Source organism: Treponema sp. Marseille-Q4132 (genome assembly GCF_014334835.1).
Lineage (GTDB): Bacteria > Spirochaetota > Spirochaetia > Treponematales > Treponemataceae > Treponema_D > Treponema_D paredis.
The window spans coordinates 1,724,311-1,748,090 of the sequence record NZ_CP060591.1 but is presented as its reverse complement, the minus strand read 5'-3'; the positions used below and the strand labels follow the sequence as shown (position 1 = coordinate 1,748,090).

18 protein-coding genes are annotated in these 23,780 nt (G+C 48.4%); 1 reads left to right on the top strand and 17 read right to left on the bottom strand.

Going from position 1 to position 23,780, the window contains the following annotated elements:
* Positions 1 to 439: 439 nt before the first annotated feature.
* The 7 genes from H9I35_RS08000 to H9I35_RS07970 form a co-directional block, all read right to left on the bottom strand.
* Complete coding sequence (locus H9I35_RS08000; RefSeq protein WP_187418896.1) at positions 440 to 751, bottom strand: PG0541 family transporter-associated protein; 312 nt, start codon at positions 749 to 751, stop codon at positions 440 to 442.
* Between the two features lie 21 nt (positions 752 to 772).
* Complete coding sequence (locus H9I35_RS07995) at positions 773 to 3,928, bottom strand: efflux RND transporter permease subunit (protein ID WP_187418895.1); 3,156 nt, start codon at positions 3,926 to 3,928, stop codon at positions 773 to 775.
* A gap of 71 nt (positions 3,929 to 3,999) precedes the next feature.
* The gene (locus tag H9I35_RS07990) at positions 4,000 to 4,929 is read right to left on the bottom strand and encodes an efflux RND transporter periplasmic adaptor subunit (protein WP_187418894.1); all 930 of its coding nucleotides are present in this window, start codon (positions 4,927 to 4,929) and stop codon (positions 4,000 to 4,002) included.
* Positions 4,926 to 6,437 (bottom strand): TolC family protein, encoded by a 1,512-nt coding sequence (locus H9I35_RS07985; protein WP_187418893.1) that lies wholly within the window; start codon positions 6,435 to 6,437, stop codon positions 4,926 to 4,928. Before H9I35_RS07985 ends, H9I35_RS07990 begins: the two co-directional genes overlap by 4 nt.
* Position 6,438: 1 nt before the next feature.
* On the bottom strand, positions 6,439 to 7,320 hold the full coding sequence (locus tag H9I35_RS07980) for a TetR/AcrR family transcriptional regulator (protein WP_187418892.1): 882 nt from the start codon (positions 7,318 to 7,320) through the stop codon (positions 6,439 to 6,441).
* Between the two features lie 54 nt (positions 7,321 to 7,374).
* A complete protein-coding gene (locus tag H9I35_RS07975; protein ID WP_187418891.1) occupies positions 7,375 to 7,692 on the bottom strand; it encodes a TetR/AcrR family transcriptional regulator in 318 nt (105 codons plus the stop codon).
* A gap of 231 nt (positions 7,693 to 7,923) precedes the next feature.
* Positions 7,924 to 9,126 (bottom strand): dicarboxylate/amino acid:cation symporter, encoded by a 1,203-nt coding sequence (locus H9I35_RS07970; RefSeq protein WP_187418890.1) that lies wholly within the window; start codon positions 9,124 to 9,126, stop codon positions 7,924 to 7,926.
* 220 nt (positions 9,127 to 9,346) lie between these two features.
* Here H9I35_RS07970 and H9I35_RS07965 point away from each other — a divergent pair, with 220 nt between their 5' ends.
* Positions 9,347 to 11,737, top strand: coding sequence for an efflux RND transporter permease subunit (locus tag H9I35_RS07965; RefSeq protein WP_187418889.1), 2,391 nt, complete (start codon positions 9,347 to 9,349; stop codon positions 11,735 to 11,737).
* A 142-nt stretch (positions 11,738 to 11,879) separates the two neighbouring features.
* Here the strand turns inward: H9I35_RS07965 and H9I35_RS07960 are convergent, their stop codons facing one another.
* The 10 genes from H9I35_RS07960 to H9I35_RS07915 form a co-directional block, all read right to left on the bottom strand.
* Positions 11,880 to 14,912 (bottom strand): leucine-rich repeat protein, encoded by a 3,033-nt coding sequence (locus tag H9I35_RS07960; protein ID WP_187418888.1) that lies wholly within the window; start codon positions 14,910 to 14,912, stop codon positions 11,880 to 11,882.
* A gap of 218 nt (positions 14,913 to 15,130) precedes the next feature.
* Positions 15,131 to 15,424 carry an addiction module antidote protein gene (locus tag H9I35_RS07955; protein ID WP_187418887.1) on the bottom strand — a complete coding sequence of 98 codons (294 nt, stop codon included), beginning with the start codon at positions 15,422 to 15,424 and terminating at the stop codon, positions 15,131 to 15,133.
* Positions 15,425 to 15,574: 150 nt separating this feature from the next.
* Positions 15,575 to 15,991, bottom strand: a complete 417-nt coding sequence (locus tag H9I35_RS07950) for a hypothetical protein (protein ID WP_187418886.1) — start codon at positions 15,989 to 15,991, stop codon at positions 15,575 to 15,577.
* A gap of 72 nt (positions 15,992 to 16,063) precedes the next feature.
* Entirely contained in the window at positions 16,064 to 18,421 is a 2,358-nt protein-coding gene (locus tag H9I35_RS07945; RefSeq protein ID WP_187418885.1) for an MMPL family transporter, read from the bottom strand.
* Entirely contained in the window at positions 18,393 to 19,022 is a 630-nt protein-coding gene (locus H9I35_RS07940; RefSeq protein WP_187418884.1) for a LolA family protein, read from the bottom strand. The genes H9I35_RS07945 and H9I35_RS07940 overlap by 29 nt, the downstream gene beginning before the upstream one ends.
* Before the next feature lie 22 nt (positions 19,023 to 19,044).
* Positions 19,045 to 19,479 (bottom strand): acyl-CoA thioesterase, encoded by a 435-nt coding sequence (locus H9I35_RS07935; RefSeq protein WP_187418883.1) that lies wholly within the window; start codon positions 19,477 to 19,479, stop codon positions 19,045 to 19,047.
* A 1-nt stretch (position 19,480) separates the two neighbouring features.
* Entirely contained in the window at positions 19,481 to 20,479 is a 999-nt protein-coding gene (locus H9I35_RS07930) for a lysophospholipid acyltransferase family protein (protein ID WP_187418882.1), read from the bottom strand.
* Positions 20,472 to 21,275: a glycosyltransferase family 2 protein gene (locus tag H9I35_RS07925; protein WP_187418881.1), complete on the bottom strand. Its 804-nt coding sequence runs from the start codon at positions 21,273 to 21,275 to the stop codon at positions 20,472 to 20,474. The genes H9I35_RS07930 and H9I35_RS07925 overlap by 8 nt, the downstream gene beginning before the upstream one ends.
* Positions 21,276 to 21,278: 3 nt before the next feature.
* Entirely contained in the window at positions 21,279 to 21,644 is a 366-nt protein-coding gene (locus tag H9I35_RS07920; protein WP_187418880.1) for an ApeI family dehydratase, read from the bottom strand.
* A gap of 73 nt (positions 21,645 to 21,717) precedes the next feature.
* Positions 21,718 to 23,745: an AMP-binding protein gene (locus H9I35_RS07915; protein ID WP_187418879.1), complete on the bottom strand. Its 2,028-nt coding sequence runs from the start codon at positions 23,743 to 23,745 to the stop codon at positions 21,718 to 21,720.
* Positions 23,746 to 23,780 lie beyond the last annotated feature (35 nt).

The window sequence follows — 23,780 nt, the reverse complement described above, 5'->3', positions numbered from 1 at the left end:
AACCGCTCTCTGTTCGGTTCATATCACAACGAACGATCTCCGCGATAGGCCGTTAAAATCTCGCAGACTCTTACTTCGCTTCTTTGACGATGTATATATATCGTAATATCCCGGATTGAGAAAAAGAAATCACGATTTCAAATGAAATCACAGCACGATCGCTGCCCAACTTTCGTACCTGCGATTTTGCATAAACCACTCTTTTACAAATCCGCTTTTTATTAATTTTATATATATCGCCGTCGAAAATAAATTCGTAGTCGTCATATAAAATATTATTCCCTTTATAAAATCCGTCGCGCACGGCGGTAAAATATGTATCGCAGTTTTCTACAAAGTATTCGGATCTATCGCAAAATGTAATCACCGGATATCTCCTCATAGAAACGGAAGAATATTTTTATCAACCTTATTAAAAATATCTCCGCTCCTCTTTCCGCTAAAACTCTTCCGCTTCGCTTATAAAACAACCGACGCATTCGGTCGTATATTTTTCCCGCAGCTTTTTAATAATCGATTTCAGTTCGGCTTCTTCATCTCGTCCGCAATAGATGATGTACATCGTATTGAGCTGCGGCCATACCGAGTCTCCGAGACGCGGATTTCCGTAACCGGCGCCCATCACCGAAGGAATTTTCGTAAAGTGCGATCCGACTTTTCGTTCGGCAAATTCCTGTTGAAAATCTTCTTCCAGCGCCTGGGAAAATATGATCTCCATTCGAACGCGCCCTATTCCATTTGTTTCGTTCATAACGACTCCGTTTTAATTCTTTTACGATTCGCGAGCACGAAGCAGTTTTCGCTCAAGCTTCCGCTGCCGTCTCGAATTGACGATGTAATACACGGTCGGCATCACAAAGAGCGTCATCAAAGAACCGAAAGTCATACCGCCGAACACCGTCAAACTTATAGGCTGCATGGTCGCCGAACCCTCTCCGGGAAAAAACGCCATCGGCATGAGCGAAATAACGGTCGTGAGCGTACTCATCAAAATCGGGCGCAGACGGTTTTTCGCGGCTTCGATACACGCTTCTTCGAGAGCAAGACCGCGCTTGCGGAGCAGATTCGTATAATCCACGAGGACGATGCCGTTATTGACGATCGTACCGACCAAAACGAGAAGCCCCATAACGGTGACGACGCTCAAGCGCGAAGCGCTTATCGCATAGATCGTAATGACACCGATAAAAGACAGCGGTATCGTAAACAAAACGATAAACGGATCCATAAAGGATTCGAATTGACTTGCCATGACGATAAACACGAGGATCGACGCCATCATGATAATCAAGCCGAAGTTCCGTGCGGCTTCCATCATATCTTCATAGTCGCCTGAAAATCCGATGCGTACATTTTCATCTTTCGGGATATTTTCATTGATAAGCTTTTGTATTTTGTCCTGCACTTTATCAAGCGAAAGACCCATGATCGGCTTTGCCGTGATGTGAATGACGCGCGCCTGATTTTGCCGCAAAATCGTAACGGGAGAAGTCGTCTCTTTGTAGTATGCGAAGTTCGAAAGCGGGATGCGCTCTCCCGATGCGTTTACGATCGAAAGCAAATCCAAATCGGCAAGTTTCGTTTTATCTTTTTTCGAAAGCCGCACTATGACATCGATATCGTCGCCGTTGTCGGTATAGCGGCTCGCGGTGGTACCGTTGATGAGCGCCGTCACTTCGCTTCCGACCGTATATACGTTTACTCCCAATTCGTACATACGTTCGCGGTCGAATACCAATTCTACCTGCGGCAGTCCGTCTTCCAAATCGCTTGAAACTTCGGTAACGACATCCTGTGCCTGCTCTTTTAAAAGCTCTTCAAGCTGAGCGCCGATCGTGCGGAGTTTATTTAAATCATCGCAGCGCACGTTGATGCTGATACCGCCGGTCGACATGCCGTTTTGATTTTGTGCAAAGCTTACCTTTACACCCGGAATTTTATTAAAATATTTTCGAAGCTTCGCCTTTGCCGACTTTTCGTTGTCCCAGCCCTTTTCGCGCTCTTCGGTCGGATAGAGCGTAAACGTCACTGTACCGGTATTCGTTCCCGACGTCGACGAAAATATATCCGTGCCGCCGACCGTCGTTGCCGAATGTTTGACGCCCTTTAATTCCTGCCCCGCCGTCGTTTGAAATCCGCGGAGCGTATCGTCGGTAACTTCAAGCCGAGTTCCTTTCGGCAGTTCGAATTTGACGGAAACGGTATTCGATGCGGGTTCCGGCATAAAAATAAAACCGATGAATTTGACGGTCGCAACGGACAGCACGAACAGAGCAATGAGCGAAAAGATGCACAGCTTCCGATGATATAAAACGAATTTGACGCCGCGTGCATACGCGTCATCAATCAGCGAAAAAAAGTGCGTAAAACGGCGGTTGATTTCGAACCGCACGCCTTCTCCCCTGTCCGCGAGTTTATCAATGCGGAGATACTTCGAACTCAGCACGGGTACGAGGACGATCGCAACGACGAGCGAACACAAAAGCGAAAAGATTATCGTCATTGCAAGGTCGCTGAAAATCTGTCCCATAATGCCGAGCTGACCTTTGAACATGAGCATCGGAAGAAAAATACATACCGACGTAAACGTACTCGCACTGATCGAAAGGATCATCTCTTGAGAGCCGAGCACTGCGGCGACTCGCGGCTTCGCGTCTTTTTGCCGGTACGCGTAGATATTTTCGAGGACGACGATCGAGTTGTCGACGAGCATACCGATGCCGAGCAGCAAACCCGCCATAGAGATCATATTGATCGAAATATTCATAAAATACATGAGGAACAGCGTAATGACGACCGATACGGGAATTGCAAGACCGATGATGACGGTACTCTTTATCGAACGCAAAAATATAAACAGCACGATGATCGCAAGCAGCGCTCCCTGTATGACGGATTTTACGACTTCCGCGATCGTCTGTTCAATGATATCGGTATCGTTCGACGATTCGATTATATCGACGTCGGACGGCAGTTCGGCTTTTACGGCTTTGATCGCCTTGCGCACCGCGTGCGCCGCATTTACGGAATTTTTTCCGCTCTGTTTTTGGATGTTCAGTATAACGCAGGGCGTTCCGTTCAGATAGGCGAGCGTGTTTTCATCTTTGTAGCCTTCGTACACATCGGCGACGTCGCGCAGGCGGATCGTTGCCACGCGAGGTCTCGCCGAACCCGAAGCTGCCGACGCTTTATACGAAATGACGGTATTTTTCAAATCTTCGATACTCGTATATTTGCCGCTCGTTTTTATCGTATAATTGATATCGCCGCTCGTGATCGTACCGCCGGAACTCTGTACGTTTTGCGAACCTATCATCTGCGCGACGGAAGTGATGGAAAGACCGTACGCTTCGAGCCGGTCGCGCGGTATGTCGACGTTGATCGATTTTTCACGGCCGCCGACGATCTCTGCAGACGCAACGCCGTCGATCTGTTCAAGCCGGGGCTGCACGATATCCTTCGCGTATCGGCGAAGTTCTTCGGGCGTTCTGTTTCCTTCCAGCGCAAGCGCCATGATCGGTATGAGCGAAGGATCGGCTCTGATCGTCGTCGGCGAAGATGCGCCTTTCGGCAGGTAACTCCGCACCAAATCGATTTTATCGCGTATTTCGGCGACCGCTGCATCGAGATTCGTACCGTAATTGAATTCCATAAAAATGAGACTCAACCCGGATGATGACTGCGAACGTATGTATTTCAAACCGGTTGCGCCGGAAAGTCCGCTTTCCAATATGCGCGTCAGACTCTGCTCGACTTCTTCGGGCCCGGCGTTTTTGTATTCCGTGTAGACGAGCATATACGGCAGCTTCATATTGGGATACATATCGACAGGGAGCTGCGTCGTACAGTAAATGCCGAGTCCGATGAGCGCTATAAACGTCAGCAATACGGTGACGGGCTTATTGACTGAGTATTCCGATAATGTCATTATACGACTTCCTTAATAATTAATAAATTTCATATCGATGCGCAAAACGTTTGAAAAAACCCGATCTCACTTCAGTTTGCAGCACCGATGATGTTTACCTTTGCGCCGTCGTTTAAGAGCGTCTGCCCTTTTACGACGATTTCATCGCCTGCCGAAAGCCCGCTCGTAATTTCCGTACGGTTGTCGACGGAGATACCTTCCGTTACCGCCAACATTTTTACGACGGCGGCTTTATCGCCTTGCGCCTGAGACGCAATTGCAAAGATATACGGCTTACCCGCCCGCGTGATGACGGCTCCCGACGGAACGACGATCGCGTTTTGTATACTGTCGGTAATGAGGCGGACGCTTCCGTACATGCCGACTTTAATGCGCTCATCCGGCGGAGCAAGATGCAGCTTTACCGCCATCGTCCGCGTCGTCGTATCGAGCACGGGAGATACTTCAACGACCTTTGCCGTAAAGTCGATGCCGGGATAAGCCGCAAACTGCGCGGTCGCCGACTGTCCGCGTCGGATGCGGCTCACAAAGCGCTCGGGAATATTGACACGGATTTCCAAATCGTCGGTATTGCCGATCTGCACGACGGGCATCGTCTGAGAAACCGTCGCACCGACCGACGGCATGGATGTGATGATCCTTCCGCTTACCGGAGCGCGCACGGGACTTTCGCTGTACGACATGCCGGGTCGGCTCGCATCGACGTATGCGATCACTTGATCTTTTGCAACCGTATCGCCGATGTTCGAAAGCACGCGTGAAATTTTTCCGCTCATGTCCGGCAGCACGTCGACCGCCGAAACCGATGCGACGTCCCCTCCGAATTCGAGATATTGATCGAGGTTGCCCTTTTCGATTTTATACGTGTTGACGGCGTAAACGATATCGTCTCCTTCACCGCCGGCGGCAGCCGTATTTTTTTTGCAGCCCGCGATCGAAGCGATTATTAAAACGATCGATGCGATGCGGGCGATTTGTATAAAGCGATTCGAATATTTCATCGAGTTCCTCCGTTTGCCGTTGCTGCGGTATTTTTTATCGTCAAATCCGTATTCAACGTTTCTTCGAGATTGAGCAATGCCGTAATATATTGATAGCGCTGATTCGCCAAACCGAGCCGCGCTTGATTGAGCTGCCGTTCCGCATCGCGGAGATCGAGCAGTTCGGTCGTACCGTTTTGATACGAACGCAGCGTCATCGCATACGAGCGCTGTGCGAGAGCGACGTTGCGCTGCATCGAATCGATCTGGCGTTTTGCCTGATCGAGCGTATTGATCGCAGTGCGCACTTCGAGCTTTTGATTTTCCGTAAGCTGTTCGCGCGAAATTTTAAGCTTTTCGAGATTCGCACGAAGGTCTTTCGCTTTTTGGCGGTTTGACGAAAAGGGCAGCATATTCGTGATGTTCCACGCGAGCGTCGCACTGAACGCGCCGTTATCGTTCCAATTATCCTTATCGAACCAATTCGAATCGAAGGCGTCGCGAAGCATCGGCTGGTAATTCCAATTCAAAGACAGAGCCGGTGAAAAACTTGCAAAGTCGAGCGCCGAAAGATTGTGCTCGAGCGTTTCGATATTGTTATCGAGGGAGCGCAAAGCGAGCGACGAATTTCCGTACTTTGCGATGAGATCGCCTGCGTCCATATCGATGAGAGAGGGATCGATCGAACCCTCAAGCTCAAGCTTCGTGCCGGAAGGCATACCGAGCAAAAACACGAACATATCGAGCTGCTGTGCAAGAGAAGTTTCAGCCTGCTCCGTTTCGGGAATTTGATTTTCATATTGCACTTGCGCCTGCAAAAGCTGCAGTTCGGGGATCGTTCCGTTCCGATAATTCACCGCCGCCTGCTCGCTCCGCCGCCGTGCGTTTTCGAGCGTTTCCCGCTGAATGGCAAGACTGTCCCGCTGCAGCAAAAGAGCGAAAAATAATTTTTTAACATTCGTAATCGTTTTTCGTTCGGTTTGCTCCCGCGTGATTTTTCCGCCTTCGTAACCCGCCTTTGCCGCGCGTATTTGACCGATGTACGCAAGACTCAAATTCACACCCGCGCTTATGTTTCCGACAGCCGCCCAGTGCATGCTTTCCGTTTCCGAAACAGGCGTATACGGCGTCCCAAAAACCGCAGCCCCCATCGCACCGAGTGCATTTGCCTGTTCTATCGAACCGCTGATATCCGTCGTACGATTGAGCGTTCCCGTCGCCCGTACATCGGGTAAAAATACGTTCCACGCATTATCGGATGCGCGCTTGGCTATCTCCAAATCGATATCCGCGCTTTTGAGTGCGCGGCTGTGGGCACGCGCATAGGCTACCGCTTCATCGAGGGTAAGCGTTACCGTCTCGGCGCTTTTGGCAGCGGCGGTCTTTACAGCTGTCGCAGCCGTATCGCCTGCCGCATTTTGCAAAGGCTCACCGCCGGAAGAAGCATCGCCGTTTTGAGCGAACGAGCGCAGCACGACGCTAAAAAAAATTAATAATATCGCTTTGTATTTTTTATTGCATATATTCATCTCAGCTCCTAAGTTCATACAAATTATTAACCGCATCCGAAACATCGAACGGAAGTGCTCCGATTCCCGATTCCGTCATCGCGTATATTTTTTTCAATGCGGCAAACATACGCTTGTCCGAAAAACCGAGCCTCCGGCAATGGATAAACATCGTAACGACGAGAGCAAAAAACCAGCCGAGAACGCGTCGAGAGGTCGGGGGTATACCGACATCGGGAAACGAAGCGATAAAACGCTTCCAATAAACCGAATCATATATCGTATCGACAAAATCAAGTGCTTCGACACGATCGACAAAATCGTTGATGCCGATGAGACTCGAACAGATATCGACTATCTCCGGATACTTTATAAAATACAGCAGTTCCGTTCGGAGGACGGCATACGTACATTCTTCACCGGTCGTCAAACCTTCTATATTTTCGGCGATCATACCGTGCATCCGAATCACTTCGTTTTTTATAAGCGATTCGATCATTTCGCTTTTATTTTTATAACGCGAATAAAGAGAGCTTTTGGCGAGTCTCAATTTTTTTGCCACACGTTCGATAGTAATGCCCGCAGCTCCGTATTCGGATACGACGGAAGCGAATGCAAGAAGCTCGTCGGTAAGCGGCGCTTTTTTTTGCATTGCGGATTTAAAACGCGCATCGAGCTGTGCGAACCGCTCTCTTTCGGGAATATTTTTTCCGATACCGTTTTCAATCAGGGCTGCAAGCTTATCCGCAAAGTCGGCGGAGTCAGCAATGTTCGGAGCATTCGTATCGAGCGCTTGAAAACGAAGCAGCGCAAAAATAAAAATCGTCGTACCGACGTAGATGCTCGTCACATAGAGATCGATATCTTTAAGCGAACCGTCGGCGCGGAAAAAAGAATCGGGCACGGCCACGCCGCGCTTACGGAGCTCGTGTACAAGAGTCGCCTCATCGGCAATACATTACCGAGATTGAAAATACATGACATATTCGCGATGATTGACGAGAAAATCAATCGCCTCGGACATCGCTTCGACGCGCTTACCGTTTTTATAGCATTCGATCATCCGCCGTATCGCTTCGGCGATGCCGTCGAACATACGCTCAAACAACGCCTGACCGAGCGCTTCTTTGTTCGAAAAATGTTTAAAGATAGCCGCTTTGCTGATGCCGACTTTTTGCGCGATCTGAGACAGCGAAATATTCGTAAATACCGGATTGCGGTAAAACGAAAATGCAGCGTCGATTATTCTGTCCCGCGTTGAAAGACCTTCCGTCATATAATTCCCAAACAGTTACGGATGAAAAAGGTTACCGATTGTTCGGTAACTTACAGGACTATAGAGAGTTGTTTAAATTTTGTCAAGAGCAATTAAAAAAAATATGTCAGGAGAAATAAAACGTATTATATACGCAGCGTTGCGGGAAAAATCGGGCATCCGCGGATGCTGCGGTATCGACTCTATCCGAAATCGATACCACAGACAATACTGCGGACACGACGAAAGCGATCAATCGACGACCTTTGCCGCCTTTTTTGCAGTCCCATCGGAATTGTAAAAGATGCCTCGCAAAATCAACGCAAGGGCGCCGTCGCCGGTTACGTTGCATGCGGTACCGAAGCTGTCCTGCAGCGCAAAAATCGCAATGAGCAATCCCGTACCGATTTCGTTAAAACCGAGAACGCTGATAACGATACCGAGCGATGCCATAACCGTTCCGCCGGGCACACCGGGTGCTCCTACGGCAAATACTCCGAACAGGAATGAAAACAAAACCATCGTTCCGATGGAAGGAACCGAACCGTAGAGCAGCTGGGAAATCGTCATGGCAAAAAATGTTTCGGTCAAAACCGATCCGCACAAGTGCGTCGTCGCGCCGAGCGGAATGGCAAAGTCGACGATATCCGAAGGTAAAGCGCTCGATTTATGCGCACAGCGCAAAGCGACCGGAAGCGTTGCCGCGCTCGACATCGTACCGACTGCCGTAGCGTATGCCGGACCGTAGTGCTTTACGACTTCAAGCGGATTTTTCTTTGAAACCGCTCCGCCGATAAGATAGAGCAGCGTCATCCAAATAAAATGCCCGATCAATACGATAACGATGACTTTTAAAAATACCGGAAGCTGGCGCGTCAAACTGCCGTTGTATGCGAGTTCGGCAAACGTCGTCGCGATAAAGAACGGCAGCACCGGAACGATAACACGGTTGACGACAGCAAGAACCATTGCCTGTATTTCTTTCAAAAGTTTTTCAACGGTCGCAGCCTTCGTCCAGATAACCGAAATACCCGCCAAAATTGCGAGCAGCAAAGCTGTCATAACCGGCATAATGGGCTGGATATTCAATGCGAATGGAGTTGCCGGCACTTCAAGCAGCGCGGCGGCCTGTGACGGAATGTGCAAAAACGGAATCAGTACATAGCCCGCCACGGTTGAAAACAACGATGCGCCGACGGCGGACGCATACGACATCAGCAAAAACGCACCGAGCATCTTTCCCGCATTTGCTTTCAAATCGCAAATTGCCGGAGCGATAAAACCGAAAATGACGAGTGGAACGGCAAAAAAGATGAGCGATCCGAGCAATTTTTTAATCGTTGCGATAATACCCATCACCGAAGCGGGTACGAACAGTCCCAACAATACGCCGGCAATAATTCCCAAGCCCAGCTGCGGCAAGAGACCTAATTTAAAACCTTCTTTTTTTTCCATAATTTTTAAAATCCTCCTTTTTGCGGCGTTGATTCGGCAGCACAGTAAAGAATTCCTAATTCCGCAATATAAAACAGTATAAATCCGCTTTTTCGGCTTGTCAAATTTTTTATGCAAAGCCGCACATTATAAACGGATAAAATTTTTCCGTTCCGATCGGCAGGTTTTTTTATTCTTGACACGACGATATAATTAGCATAAGCTAACAATAGGAGCTTCTATGAAAGTTTTGGAAATAAACAAAGCGTTTCGCAAATTCGGCGAAATCCAAATTAAATTCAGATGGCTTTTTTTAATCGCCATGTTCATCATCACGGCGGTCGGGTTTTCGGGTTTGAGAAAATTCGTTGCCGAAGATTCGCAGGAAGATTGGTTCGGCGACAAAGAAAAAATCAAACTCGCAACCGACCGCTTTGAACAAACATTCGGAAACGAAGACGTCATCACGGTTTTGGTTCAATCAAAAGATATATTCGATTCCGATGTTCTCAACATGATCGACCGGCTCGGAAACGAAATGCTTGAATCGATTCCGTATGCGCGCGAAGTAACATCCGTAGTTGAAGTATCGGTTATAAAAGGAACGGAAGACGGCATGGAAGTCGTCACGCCTTTCAAAAACGGGATCCCCGATACGCACACGGCGGAAGGCAAAGCGGAGATGGATTCCATCAGACAATTTCTCCTGTCTCGCAAAGCGATCGCAAACAAACTCGTTTCCGAAGATGCGACCGAAACGTGGGTCATCCTCAACTTGTACGGTTACGGCGAAGAAGACAATAAAGCGCGCACCGGTATGTATAAAGCCGGCAGGGCGGCGCACAAACTGCTCGACGACCCGAAATGGCAAAGCGACAAATGGAATCTCATCTGTGCGGGAACGCCGTATACCGAATGCGAAGAAAGGGACGTAATGAGGCGGGAAATGTCCCGCAATATCATAAGCGGCTTTATCGCTATGATCATCTGTTTGATTTTATTCGTCCGGTCGCTGCGGGGACTGATCGTACCGGTTTTTTCGACCGTCGGCGGTATCTGCGTCGTATTCGGATTTATGGCGTATTTCGGTATCGTCGCCGATCAAAATATGATGAGCATTCCTATTCTGCTCGGCATGGCGCTGTCGGTCGGTTATTCAATCCACTACATCAATTCGTTTAAACTGCATTTCAGACAGACGGGGCTTCGGAAAGAATCCGTCATCACGTCGGTTGAAGAAACCGGCTGGCCGCTCTTTTTTACCGCACTCACGACAATCGCTTCGCTCATCTCTTTCGCCTTCGTCGATATCGGACCTCTAAAATGGCTCGGCGTGACATCTTCGGCGACCGTTTTGGTCGTATTCCTTTATGCGATTATTTTAATTCCCGTTTTGCTTTCGTTCGGTAAAGACAAAAAAGCCGACCGGAACACGCAGATGCAAAAAGCTACGAAAACCGATCTCGCGTTCGAATCGTTCGGAAAGCATGTGCTCAAACACAGTAAAGCGGTTCTCATCATCGGCTTTGCAATGGTCATGGTTTTTATACCGGGGATTTTCAAGATCCGCGTAACGCTCGATTATATCGAAATGCTCGGTACAAAGGTTCCGTACATCGCACGATTGGTAAAACTGCAGGATACACAGCTCGGTTCCGTGTTTTCGTATAAAATATTAATCGAGTATCCGGACGTCGACGAATTTAAAAAACCTGAACGTATGAAAGCGCTCGAAGCACTCGAAAATCGGCTCGGCAACTTAAGTTTGACGCGCAAGTCGAACGGTACGCCGCGCGTCCAATCGGTTCTCGATATCGTAAAAGAAACGAACCTCATGCTCAACGGAGACGACGCGGCATACTATACTATTCCCGATGACGAAGCTTTGTTGACGCAGGAACTTTTTCTCTATGAAAGTTCGGGCGGAACCCGGCTCTACAATTGGATCAATGCCGATTACAACATGGCATATGTCAACGTCAACCTCGCGACATACGACAGCGACCGAATCGTATCGAACATCGCGGATGCTGAAAAAGCGGCCGAAGAACTTTTTCCCGGAGCCGAAGTTTCGGCTATCGGAGCGGTTGCCGAATTTGCGGAAATGAACGGCAAAATCGTAAGAGGTGAATTAAAATCCTTTGCCGGCTCATTCATCATGATCGCCGCAATGCTCATCCTCGTATTTATGAGTATCCGAACGGGACTCATCGGTATGATCCCGAATATAACGCCGGTGATTATACTCGCCGGCATCATGGGCTATTTCCGCTTCCAGCTCGATATGATGACGATGACCGTCATGCCGATGATACTCGGCATCGCCGTCGACGACACGATCCACTTCATCAATCACGTAAAATATTATTATGAAGTGCACGGCAATTATCGAGATGCGGTTTTACGTACATACCTTGAAATCGGAAAGACGATGTGTATGACGACGGTCATCATCTGCGCCATGTTCCTTGTGTTTTCGTTCAGCCCGATGAATGCGACACACCGCGTCGGTATGCTGTCGATTATCGGTTTGACGACGGCACTCGCTGCCGACTACCTCATGACGCCCGTACTCATCTACGTGACAAAACCTTTCGGAAAAGAATTCGACGAAAAGAAAAATAATAATTAATAAGGAATGCACACGCTCCGCAGTTTTGCGGGGGCGTGTGCGTACCGTATCCGTGATTTCCTTTATTGTATGTTATACTATGTCTGATAAAAAGCCTGCCGTGCAATAAACACGACAGGCTTTTTATTTTATCGTATTAAAATCAAGGATTCGGCACGGCAAACCAATAATATTTGGCATTCTTCTTATAGTCTTTAAAATCCGTTGTCGGTCTTCCCAAGGCAATATTGGTTGGATCGACTTTTTCCGCCCTCGACACATCGGACGCTTTCCATGCCGCTTTATCCTCCGTCTTATACCAAGTGTAATTACCGGAAGTAAAGGCCGCTCCTTCGATATCGAAATACGTGATGGCTGCATCTGCAAATGCATATTTGCCGAAATGCGTAATCGATTTGGCAAAATAATGATGAAATTCCTTTAAGCTCTTACAATTCTGAAATGCATGATCACGTATATATACAATATCGCTTAACTCGGTACCCTGCAACGGAATCTGAGTAATGGGCTTCTCCGCGTTATTATGCATGACATACAGCGAATACGAGTTCGACAGTGTATCAATACGGGTCGCTTCGTCGCACCAGTCCGCAAGCGTTCCGGTAAAGTGCACTTTGATATTGATATCCCTCGGAAATCCTGATTGCCCATAACTCCCTCCTTCAACAACGGCATCTTTGCTGAGCGTTATGCGGCGGAGACCGGTACAGCGTAAAAATACATCGTCTTTTACCGTTACCTTATTCGGAATGACGACGGCAGAAAGCGACTCACAGCTGCCGAATGCGCCTTCCTCTAAGGTTTTGACCGCATCGCTTTCGGAAATCGTAAGATCGTCAAGCGCACTACATTGGGCAAACGCTTCTTTTCCGACGGTTACGGCTCCTTTTCCGATAGAAACCGTTTTAAGCGCAGTACAGTAATAAAAAGCTTTTTCTCCTATGCTCGTCACGGTATCGGGCAGTATAACTTTTTTCAGTCCCGCCGCCGAAAAGGCCTCCTCCCCGATCGTTTGCAAATTCGGCGGAAACGTCTCTATGTCCAGCTTTGTACAGTTTGAAAATGCATTCGCCCCTATCGATGTAATGCCGGCAGGGAGCGTTACGGCGGTTAAAGCGCTGCATTTTGAAAAAACGGATTTATGTAAAACGGAAAGCTGCGAATCGTTCATTTTCAATGAAGAAAGCGCCGTACACTCATTAAAAGCGCTGTTGCCCAGTTCGCGGAGTTTTTTCGGCAGCGTTACGGCAGTGAGCTTTTCACAAAAAGCAAATGCCCTGTATCCGATCTTCTCTACGGTCGAAGGAATCGTAACCGTCGTAAGGTTTTTACAATACTCAAAAGCTTCTTTAGGTATGCTCGTAACCCCTTCTTCTATGACGACTTCCTTTATGGCCGACTTACAGAAGAATTTGCCTGGCCAGCCTTCAGTGTTTCCTTCCGCATGACGGACGACGGCTTTATTCAGCTTCGGACAGTTGTAGAGCGGCTGAGAATCAAAAGAAAAATCACCCGTTGCACACGAATCATAGATACTTATCGATTCCAACGAAGTGCATCCCGCAAACGACCTGGCACCTACCTTAGTTACGCTCGCGGGAAGCGAAATATCGGTAAGCGCCGAACAATTTATAAAGGCCCTTTCTCCGACGGTTAGAGTACCCGAACCGCCCGCTTCCGAAAAGACAACGGTTTTAAGCGCTCCGCACCCTGAAAATGCATCATTTCCGAGCGCCGTAAGATTTTTACCCAACGTCGCCTTCGTAAGCGCACTGCAGTCGTTAAATGCGCTTCCATCAATTACCCTTACCGAATCCGGTATCGTTATGTCGGTAAGGGCGGCACAGCGATTAAATGCGCTCGATCCTATCGTCTCAAGCCCGTTATTGAGCGTTAAATTCGAAAGCGCGGCACAGCCTGCAAATGCTCTCCTACCGATCGATTGTACGCTGCCGGCAACGGAAACCGTCGTAAGAGATACACAGTTTTCGAACATTTCGTCTCCTATTTCCGGGACGCCGTCCGACACGACGAGCGTTTTTATATTTTTCCCTGCAAATATTTTTTGCGCGATACCCGTCGTATTGCCGGCGGTATGGATAACCGTAACGGACTCAAGATTCGTACAATCTTTTAACAATCGCCTTGCGTCATAACCACCCGTAACGAGCGTACCGTCGGAAATCGAAAGGCTTTTCAACCCTGTGCAGCGGACAAGCGTATCGTATGCGATTTTCGTTACCCCGGTTCCGAGCGTAAGTTCGCGCAATGCCGTACAACCCGAAAACGCATTCTCTTGGATTTCCGTAACGCTGACGGGCAGTCGAATATTCGTCAGCTTTGCACAGTTTTCAAAACAGCCGCCGAAAAAATAACCGACAATCTTTGTTATACCTATCGCCGCGGTCATATCGAGAGAAACGTTTGCGTTCGAGCCTTTTATTTTGCTGCCGAGCGTGCTTACATCACTGTTCCGCCACGCACCGAAAATCGCGACATCGACACGATCGGATTCTTTTGTTAAATCGAGCTTGTCTATTTCGGAAACGGTGTACTGAGAACCGTTCGCCCGCGTCACCCGAACTGAAAGCGGGTCTCCTACGGTTATCTCGCATGAAGCGGTTTTGTTTCCCGCCTGTGCCGTCACGGTCGCCGTACCGCCGTCTTTTGCCGTTACGGTCACGCTTGAACCGGTCGCTGCGCTCAGAGAAACGGCGGAACCGCTTACCGACCACGAAACCGTTGTATCCGTCGCCGTACGGGGCAGTACCGTCGCGGTAATTTTTTTCTTTTCACCTTTTTGCATCATCAACGCCGTGTTGTCGAGTGCTATGCCCACGACAGGAACGACGGTGCCTGCAGGACCGACCTTTACGGTACACGAAGCGGTCTTTGCGCCGTCCGTCGTCCGTACGGTAACCGTTGCCGTATCGCCGGAAGAACCGGTTCCGTCGGATACGGCCTTGACCGTACCGTCTTCCGTTACCGTGGCAATCTCCGTATTGCTTGACAGCCATTTTACCGATTTGTCTGCGGCATTATCCGGAGTTACGGTTGCGATAAGTTTTTCCGATGTATCGACATCGAGCGTAAGCGTCGACTTGTTAAGCGTTACGCCGCTTACAGGGACGACTTGCGGTGAATCGTCCCCCCCCGGAGTTATTGCATCCCGCAAATGCAAACACGATACACGCGCTTAGCACGATATATGCTTTTCCGAAATTTTTCATAACGTTTCCTCCTGCTCTCGGTTTGCAGTCTCGAACACTGTTTCGATTTTTTCTATTATTATCACCGATAATTATTCCGCACGGCTTTATCAATCGTTTTGCAAAACGCGCCGAAAAATGTAAAAATCGCCTGCTTCGGTTAGAGGATTAATATTCCGATTCGTTACATCGTTTTTGCTATCGGTGTAGGCGTGAGCGTATAGCCGATAGCGTGGAGAATGTTAAACACCGTTGAAAAAGCGGGGTTCGCTTCGGGGGCAAGTGCCTTGCAGAGCCCATCTCTTGTAATGCCCGCTTCTTTTGCCGTCTTTGTCATTCCCCTTGCTCTTGCCACTGCGTTTATTGCACGGAGTAAATCTTCAGGTGTTCCCTCTTTGGCATTATAATCAAGATAGCCTTTTTGTAATTCTTCGGTATCAAGATATTCTGCCATATCAAATTCAGTCAATTTTTCCATAATCGATACCCCCGGCCATTTTCTTGGCGGTCTTTATATCCTCATCTTGTGTTGATTTATTACCACCTACAAGATGAAATAATCAATGAGGTTGCCGCAACAGCAAGAAAAGTTTTCGGCTTCGGTTAGAGGATTAACGAAAAAATAATACTACTCTTTTTCAGTTACAGCTTTTGCAAAATAATAGTCAAACGAATTTCCGTTATCCTTTATAACGGCTATCAAAAATTTAACGGTATCCTGATCCGGCGTACGATACCAATATACGCCGTATATTTCTCCGTCTTCCAAATCATATTCGGACAAAGCGGATCGGCACAGCCATAAATCCTCTTTCGTAAGCTTTAATATATCGGAAACGTCATATTCTCCGTCTAACTCAGCTTTTTGAAATTTTTCTTTAATTTCTTCAAGATATCGCTCAGCATCGCCCTTCCCTATATACTCTGCTTTCGCATAACCTTTATATCCGGTTTCCCAATCGGAATAATATTTAAACGGTTCGTCCGCACAAATTGCCTGCACCGCGATAAAAAATATCGCAACCACAATTCCGATTCGCTTCATAAGCATGCCTCCGGCGCTTATATACTTTTTATGCTTCACCCCCGCCGCCCCACAGCGAAGAACATCTCCTCCCTACAACACCGTACATAAAAACGCGGTCGTCAAACCCAAAAAGATCGAAAGACCGAGCATGTGTACGGGGACGAAGGAACTGAGTGCGAGCGCACCGAAAGAAACGGCGGTCGTCAAAAACGACAGCAAAATCGCAAAGGGTTCGAGCCGCGCGTTCACGGAGGTGTCGCTGCGTTTTTCATTTTCAATCATATAAATGACGTAGTCGAGACCGAGTCCGAAAACCAAAATCATGCCGGTGATTGAAAAGAATTCGAGCGGTATGCCGCGCGCTGAAAAAATCGACGCGATGACAAGCACGATGAGCAGCGGGATCGATGCGATCTTCAGCGTATGTTTCCAATTATAAAAAATCTTCAGCACGATGACGATGACTACGTATGCGATTGCAAACAGCATCAAAATCGTTTTCGTCAGGCGGTCCAAATCGCGTCCGATATCTTTGATTTTATTTTCAAAATAAACATTCGGGTCTTCCGATGCTATGCGTATATAGGCATCCTCATCGGTGATCGACATGGGAAGTACGATCGAATAATATCTTCCGTCGATTTCGCCGAGCCACGCGGAAGATATCGCCTTTTTAAGATATTCGGGGATATCGCCTTCCGGCGTGACGTATTTTTCACCGTCGGCATCGTAAGACGCTTGCAATCCCGCAGCAAGAGAAGCATCGTAGCCGAGCATTTCGTATTGAACAGGCGCAAGCGCCAAAAGATTTCCCGCCGCTTCATGAGATTTTTTTTGCTTTGCCGCAGAGGGAATATACTGCGATGTCGCAACGTAACCGCCGAGCTCTTTGCCTTTATTAATTTCGGTCAGGCGCGCGCACAGCGCTTCTTCCGTTTGAAGCGTTTTTTCAATCGTATCTCCGGCTATGATAAACCAGCCGGTCGGATTGTAGTTGAGCACTTTATACGAAATGACGGCATCGTCTCGGACACGCCCCTGCGCTTGGTACAATTTATTGACATCGTTTTCTATTTTAATATTTTTGCGATTGATGAAAAGCGTCGTAAGGGTCACCGTAAAAACGGCGGCTACCGCAATCCGTCCGATTTTCTTTTTGTCGTACCAGGCTGGCGTGGAAATCATATTGATAAGAGGAATAACGCGCTTCTCATCGGCCGGCATCGCAAGCAGAGGATACATGCTTACGACGGTTAAAAATGCACTGAAAATGCCGGTAAGCGAAAACACCGCCATCTGCTTGAGCAATCCGAACGGTGCAAATACGAGGATAAGGTAGCAGAGTTCGGTGGAGATAAGCGACAGCAAAAGACCGGTCATCAAGTGACTGCGGATTTCCGCTCCGCTCGTAAGCGTTCGGTTCGCTTTCCAGTGGATAAAAAAATGCAGACTGTAATCGATACAGGAACCGATCAGCGACGTCCCGAACACAAGCGTCAGTATGTGAATCTGGGCGAAACACATATATGTCATCGCAAAAGCGGCGGCGATCGAAAGCAAAATCGACATGATGGACAAAACGATCGGCAGCGGATTTTTAAACACGAGCAGCAGCAAAATAATAATACCGAGCAGCGTCACGGTCGAAATGATTGAAATTTCGTTGCTCGCCGATGTCGAACTTTTGTGACTGTGAAAGGGCGTACCCGAATACACAAAGCGCACACCGTCTTTTTCAAGCGGTTCGCAGACTTCATAAATCCGCACGACGGCATTCGACTTGCTTGCGAGCGCCGCTCCCTCTTTGCTTAAAATACCCTGAATCATCACGTACCAGACGCCTTCGTATTCCGTTGCGAGCACGCCGTCTTTCGGTGAAACGGATGTTCCCGAATTTTCGAGCGATGCAAGATAATACTGGAGTATGTATTCGTCGAGCATAAAAGGATCGTCGCCGAGATTTTCAAGAGAAGAAAACGTAAAGGCGCTGTAAGCTTTCGCGAGCGCGTTTTCCGCAAAACTTTCCGCCCCGCCCGGAGACGAAAGAGCCGCAACGGCTTCATCGTCAAGGAGATTCCAGCGGTATTCGTGAACGAACTTCGTCACGCCTTCAAGCATCGCCGCATCGGAATAAAGCGATACCGATTTGAAGCCGTCGCTCGATTCGAGCTCTCCGTATACGGTTTCCGCAACGGACTTCGCAGTATTGAAATCTTTGTGCGACACGAGGATAAATACGTTTTGCCCCGTCGTTTCGGTGAGACGCTCGTCGGCGACTCCCATCGCTTTGCCGATATCCGGCTTGGGCAGCATATTGAAAAGATCGGCGTCAAGGTTTACCCTGCCGGCACGCGCAATGATAAAAAGGCACGGAATAAGAATGAGCGCGTGAAAAACGAACCACGCAAATGCGAAAGTTTTATTTCGCGGTAAAGACGGCTTTTTCATCGGCAGAAAGCTCCTTCGGATATTTTTGATTCGAAAACGTATAGGTGATGGTGTCGCCGCCCGCTTCGGTCATGACGATCGTATCGAATTCCGCTCCGCCGGATGCGCCCGTTCCGCCGAGTGCGAGCGATTTCATGACGGCGGCGACCGTTTTATCTTTCGGCGTAAGAACGGCATTCCATTTGTTTCCGTCGGAAGAAAAAGCGACGGAAAAATTTTCATACAATTTTTTTGCATTGCCGGAAAAAATCGAAGAGAGCGTCATCGAAATGCTCGTAAAGATTTGATTGTTCGACGCGTCGATGACGGTTTTTTTTCCGTCGGGCGTCGTTTGAATAACGCTCGTCAAACCGACGACAAGCGACGACGGAAACGGCTTCAGCGTTTTCCACATAATGCCGTCAAGACTGAATATAAAGGTTCCGCTCGACGTGAGCGAACGGTTCACTTTCGAAATCGTACGCACCTGCGTAAAGTTTCCGGTCGTATTCGGATGTCGCGCAAGATCGGCACACACGCTATCGAATGTCGCATCCGCGGCAAAGAGCGGCATCGCCGCAAAAGCAAGAATACATATAAAATTAATAATTATTTTTTTCATACAATACCTCCGTAAGCGCCTATCAGACGCCGTTGTTTTTTAATAATGTTTCAACGCGGCTAATCAATTTTTCGGGACACACAAAACACGTTTCACCCGTTTCTATCTTTACCGCCATCTGCGTACTTTCCGCCTTCGTCGCAAGGACGCCGGTTTTTGCGTTATAAATCTCATAGCGTATTTTAAGACGATTTTCATATTCAATCAATGAGGCTTTGATGCACGCTTCATCCCCGAATGCGAGCGATCGCACGTATTTTATATTCAACGAAGTCACCGGAAACGCGTAGCCGTCTTCGACCATCTGCAGATAACCGTAGCCGATTTTATCGAGCAGCGCGCACCTGCCGCGTTCGATGAATTTTACGTAATTTCCGTGCCATGCGACGCGCATCGAATCGACGTCGTAAAATTCGACTTTAAATGTCATCTCTTCCGAAATGAGCGAACCGTTCATATCATGCTTCCTTTAGATTTTCGTCTTCAACCCAAAAATTAAAAAAATTATACCACTGCAGAGGATACATTATGCAATACTTTTCCAAAAGAGCGACGTATTCACGGCATAAACGTTTGATCCGCGTCTCCCGTTCCGCACGGGGACAATCGAATGCTATGTCGGTTTTATGTACGTGCATGGAATAGCGCGGCGTAAGCATGAGCGTTTTTTCGCGGAGAGCAAAGACGAAATACGTCGGCGCTTTTAAAAGCGCTGCGAGCAAAAACGCGCCGTACGAAAACCGCGCGGATTTACCGAGAAAATTTTCCGTTATCGATCTGTTTACGGTATTGAGCGAGGTGCGATCGGCGGCGATGACGACGAGCCCGCCTTCGTCGATTCTGTCCATCAAAAGCGAAATCGTTCCGGCATCGATTTCATCCGCATTTATTATATTGAGCTGCACGTGAGGATTGATTTTTTTTATCGTATTGTTGAATTTTTGTGTCGTATTCAAATTCAAAATCGCCGTAACGGGCACATAGTGCGACACGCCGGTGCGGCCGTATTCTGCAAGACTTCTGAGCATTTCGATATTGCCCAAATGCGAGCCGATAAGCAGCGCGCCTTTTTTTCGATCGAGCTCTTCGATCAGCAATGTAACGTCGTCGTCGTGAAGATTGATTTTATTAAAATCGATTTTACCGCACCAGCCTTCGATCTTTTCGATAATACACAAGGCAAACGACACGATGTGCCTATAGATATGAGGCCGCTTTATGCAATCATCTCTGCCTTCGGTATACCGCAGCAGCCGATTTTGATACGCGCGCGATTCGTCTCGGGCACGCTTCGAACACGCAAAATAAAAAAAAGAAATGGGAAATGCGAGCAAGCCGACAAACCACAAGGGCAGATGCGAAACGAGCCACACAAGGAATACGATCGGGCGGCTGCTCGATACTTCTTCTCTCTTTTGCGTCCAGTGTTCGTCCGTCCTCTCCGCAAGTTCAGCCATGAGTCCCTCTTCTGCAAATCGCGCGGAACGCCAAAAGCGGCAAGCGCACGATCATGCCGAAAAACAATTTCGTAAACGACAGCGATATGCGGATATTGTCGCGCACCATGCGGAAATTCGAAATACCGTCCGCGGGGTAAGTTACGCGCACCGGATAGGATTTTATACGCACGCCGCTCCATACGAAGTGTACGAGGATGTCCGCGTCGTATCCCATGCGCGCATCCACCCACGCGCGGCAGCTGAGCAGGCGGCAATACGGCTCTACCGGATAGATTCGAAAACCGCACATGGCATCGACGATTTCATCGCTCAGAGACACAAAGCGAGCCCAGCGGTTCGAAATCTCTCTGCCTTTTTTACGGGAAAGAGGCACCGATTCGTCGAACACGGGTGTACCGCAGATAAGGCAGGAAGGATTTTCTTCCGCCGCTTTGATAAAAAAAGAGGCGCGCGACGCATCATGCTGTCCGTCCGAATCGATTTGAAAGGCATGAGTCAAACCGAGTTCGCGCGCTTTTAAAACGCCGCTCATCATCGCTTTGCCCTTACCGCCGTTTTTTTCCCGTTCGACAAGTACGGCAAGCGGACACGAATCGACCGCCTCGCGGATCTGCTTTTTATTCGCCGCATCGTTGCCGTCGTCCACGACGATGATCGGCCGGCCGTATACGGCAAGAGAGCTGATGACGGAGCCGACCGTCGAACCGTGATTGTACACAGGAATGACGAAGCCGAGTTTTATCGCAGCTTTCCGTGCCGCATCGTTTTGCGACGAACTTTGTACCGCATCCATCGATTACACCGCAGGAACGAAGATTCCCGACGAATACGCTTTATCGGATTTTTTTGCATCCCGCAGCAAAAAGGACATCGATTTTTTTTCGCGATTGAAATCGAGCTTTAAGCGGACGAGCGTATCGGGTCTGATCGGCGCGGAAAATTTAATGCGTTTGATTTCCGGCACATAGCGCTCCGTGCCGAAATATTTTTTTGAAAACCGCGTTATAATTTCAAACTGTGCGACGGCGGGAAGCAGTTTGAACTCCGGAAAATGCCCGTCGAAAAAATCGCTCGAAGCAGGAATAAAAATTTCTATCTCCGCGGAATCCCCGCTCTGCGAAAGTATCTTTTCATCGACGATATCGTGCAGATTTTCACTCATGTTTATCATGCCTCCTTTTTTATGCATACGTCATTGCGTTCCGTCCGTGCGGGATCGCAGCTCCGTGCCGTTTTTATCGTACTGCCGCATCCGACGCATCGCGCGCTGCAAATAAAGCTGCGATATCTTCCTTGTGCTTTTTACCCTGTACATCGCACGGAAGAGACGCGACATAGCGCCAGCGCTTCGGAATGACGACGTTTTCAAAATAATTCATAAGATAGTCGTGAAAGAATTTATTAATTGTCAATTTTTTTTCGTTTTGAAATTTTCGCTTGCCGTCCGCATTGAGTACGAGAGCCGCCGCAAGATACTGGCGCACATCTTCGAGAGCGACGACTTTTACGTCGGAGACGAAGCCGCTCTGTAAAAGCCTGTTTTCGACTTCCGTCATCGAAATGCGTTTTTCCTCTATCTTTACGATCGAGTCGGCCCTGCCCTTCATAACGAATCTGCCGTCGGAAAGCAGATCCACCAAATCGGCGGTCGCAAAACCTTTCGGATCTTTGATATACGGCGAGACGATGACGAGACAACCGTCTTCCCCTTTCCAAATCTTCGCGTTGTCGAACGGCGTCCACGTAAGTCCGTCTTTCGTCTGCTGCCGGTACGCGATGCCGCTCGTCTCCGTCGAACCGTACACTTCAAGCGGGCAAAAACCGAATACGACTTCCGTCTTTTCGGCAAGCTCTTTCGAAACGGCTCCTCCGCTTGTAAAGATAAAGCAATTGTCAAGCGGCAGTTTCCGCTCGGTTTCAACGGCGCGTTTTAAAAATGCGGGCGTCGCAATGATCATATAGGATTCGTCGGAAAGCGTTTCGAATTCTTCGGGATATTCGATGCGTGTGCGGCGGAACGGAACGCCGTACCCGAACGGAAGCGCGATACCGAATAAAAAACCGTAGATATGGTGCTGGCTCACCGTCGTAACGAGTTTTCGCTTTGCGAATTCCGCGCCCCACTTGGAAAAGACGAACGCGTTGTCGAGTTCGAATTCGGTCATGCGCTGGCGGACACCTTTCGGCTTTCCGGTGCTGCCCGACGTGTAGAGTAAAATATCCGTATCGTCCGCAACGATTTTCGGCAACGAGCGCATATCGTTTTCCGACGGAGAGGCCGCCTTTTCGACGACATCGGGAATAAAAATCGAATCGGCAATATCGCGGTCGGTTAAAAATTCGACGCCGTCCGTTTTGATTTCCGCGATGAATTCGCGCGTAACGTTTTGCGTCAAAAGCACCGTTTTTTTGCACTGCAAAAGAGCAATGAACGCGCACAGAAAATACCAATAATCTTCGCAGTGGAGAATATATTTTTGAGCCGATTTTTCGGAAATGAATTTTCGAAGCTTTGCCGAATCGGAAAGAAAATCGCGCCACGTTTTATACGCGCCATCCGACCACTTCCGTTCGTAACAGACGATAAAATCGTCGGGGCGGGAATCCGCCGTAAATGTACTAACCGTATGCGCTTCCGGCATTGTTTTTTGTACCCGCCTTCTGATAATAAATTCAACGGCAAACATACAGCCCATAAGCACGTATGAAATGCCGCCGTTGTATACCGACCACACCGTATCGGAACAAAAAAACGCCGTAAACGCCGAAACGCTTCCGTTGCAGATAAAAAAAATACACCACGCAAGGGTCACTTTGCGGCAATACCGCTCTATGGAGCTTTCAGCTGCAGAGCCGCGTATCGTTTTATCCTGCAGACATGCAAATCTGAAAATAATGTTCGGCGGCAAAAAAAGCGTGCTGCCGAAAATAACGAGCAGCGTTGCACTGATCGCAACCGAATACAATTTTAAAAATATGGTCCGATTCGTAAAAAAACAAAAAAGACCGGCCGCAAGAAAAAGCGCGGACTGCGCAAGCGGCTTCCAATCGAAAGACCGCTTTCCGCTTTTTACCGTTTCGTTTTCCTTCCCGTCCGCACTCCGCGCCCGCCCCGTCGCGCCCAAAAAAAATGCGAAAGCGAGAGCGATAATGCACAGCGATAAAATCCTGACCGGAAGTTTTAATACGACAAGGAAAGTAAAAACAAGGACGGGATAAAGAAACGCGACCGCATAAAACAGAACCTTAACAAATTTTTTCATCGACGGAAAACGGTATCGATTAAAAAAAACGAAGC

Bases quoted from the DNA above. Each gene is read 5' to 3' on its own strand.
- H9I35_RS08000 (WP_187418896.1), bottom strand. From the start codon at position 751: ATGAACGAAACAAATGGAATAGGGCGCGTTCGAATGGAGATCATATTT.
- H9I35_RS07995 (WP_187418895.1), bottom strand. From the start codon at position 3,928: ATGACATTATCGGAATACTCAGTCAATAAGCCCGTCACCGTATTGCTG.
- H9I35_RS07990 (WP_187418894.1), bottom strand. From the start codon at position 4,929: ATGAAATATTCGAATCGCTTTATACAAATCGCCCGCATCGCATCGATC.
- H9I35_RS07985 (WP_187418893.1), bottom strand. From the start codon at position 6,437: ATGAATATATGCAATAAAAAATACAAAGCGATATTATTAATTTTTTTT.
- H9I35_RS07975 (WP_187418891.1), bottom strand. From the start codon at position 7,692: ATGACGGAAGGTCTTTCAACGCGGGACAGAATAATCGACGCTGCATTT.
- H9I35_RS07970 (WP_187418890.1), bottom strand. From the start codon at position 9,126: ATGGAAAAAAAAGAAGGTTTTAAATTAGGTCTCTTGCCGCAGCTGGGC.
- H9I35_RS07965 (WP_187418889.1), top strand. From the start codon at position 9,347: ATGAAAGTTTTGGAAATAAACAAAGCGTTTCGCAAATTCGGCGAAATC.
- H9I35_RS07955 (WP_187418887.1), bottom strand. From the start codon at position 15,424: ATGGAAAAATTGACTGAATTTGATATGGCAGAATATCTTGATACCGAA.
- H9I35_RS07950 (WP_187418886.1), bottom strand. From the start codon at position 15,991: ATGAAGCGAATCGGAATTGTGGTTGCGATATTTTTTATCGCGGTGCAG.
- H9I35_RS07945 (WP_187418885.1), bottom strand. From the start codon at position 18,421: ATGAAAAAGCCGTCTTTACCGCGAAATAAAACTTTCGCATTTGCGTGG.
- H9I35_RS07940 (WP_187418884.1), bottom strand. From the start codon at position 19,022: ATGAAAAAAATAATTATTAATTTTATATGTATTCTTGCTTTTGCGGCG.
- H9I35_RS07935 (WP_187418883.1), bottom strand. From the start codon at position 19,479: ATGAACGGTTCGCTCATTTCGGAAGAGATGACATTTAAAGTCGAATTT.
- H9I35_RS07930 (WP_187418882.1), bottom strand. From the start codon at position 20,479: ATGGCTGAACTTGCGGAGAGGACGGACGAACACTGGACGCAAAAGAGA.
- H9I35_RS07925 (WP_187418881.1), bottom strand. From the start codon at position 21,275: ATGGATGCGGTACAAAGTTCGTCGCAAAACGATGCGGCACGGAAAGCT.
- H9I35_RS07920 (WP_187418880.1), bottom strand. From the start codon at position 21,644: ATGAGTGAAAATCTGCACGATATCGTCGATGAAAAGATACTTTCGCAG.
- H9I35_RS07915 (WP_187418879.1), bottom strand. From the start codon at position 23,745: ATGAAAAAATTTGTTAAGGTTCTGTTTTATGCGGTCGCGTTTCTTTAT.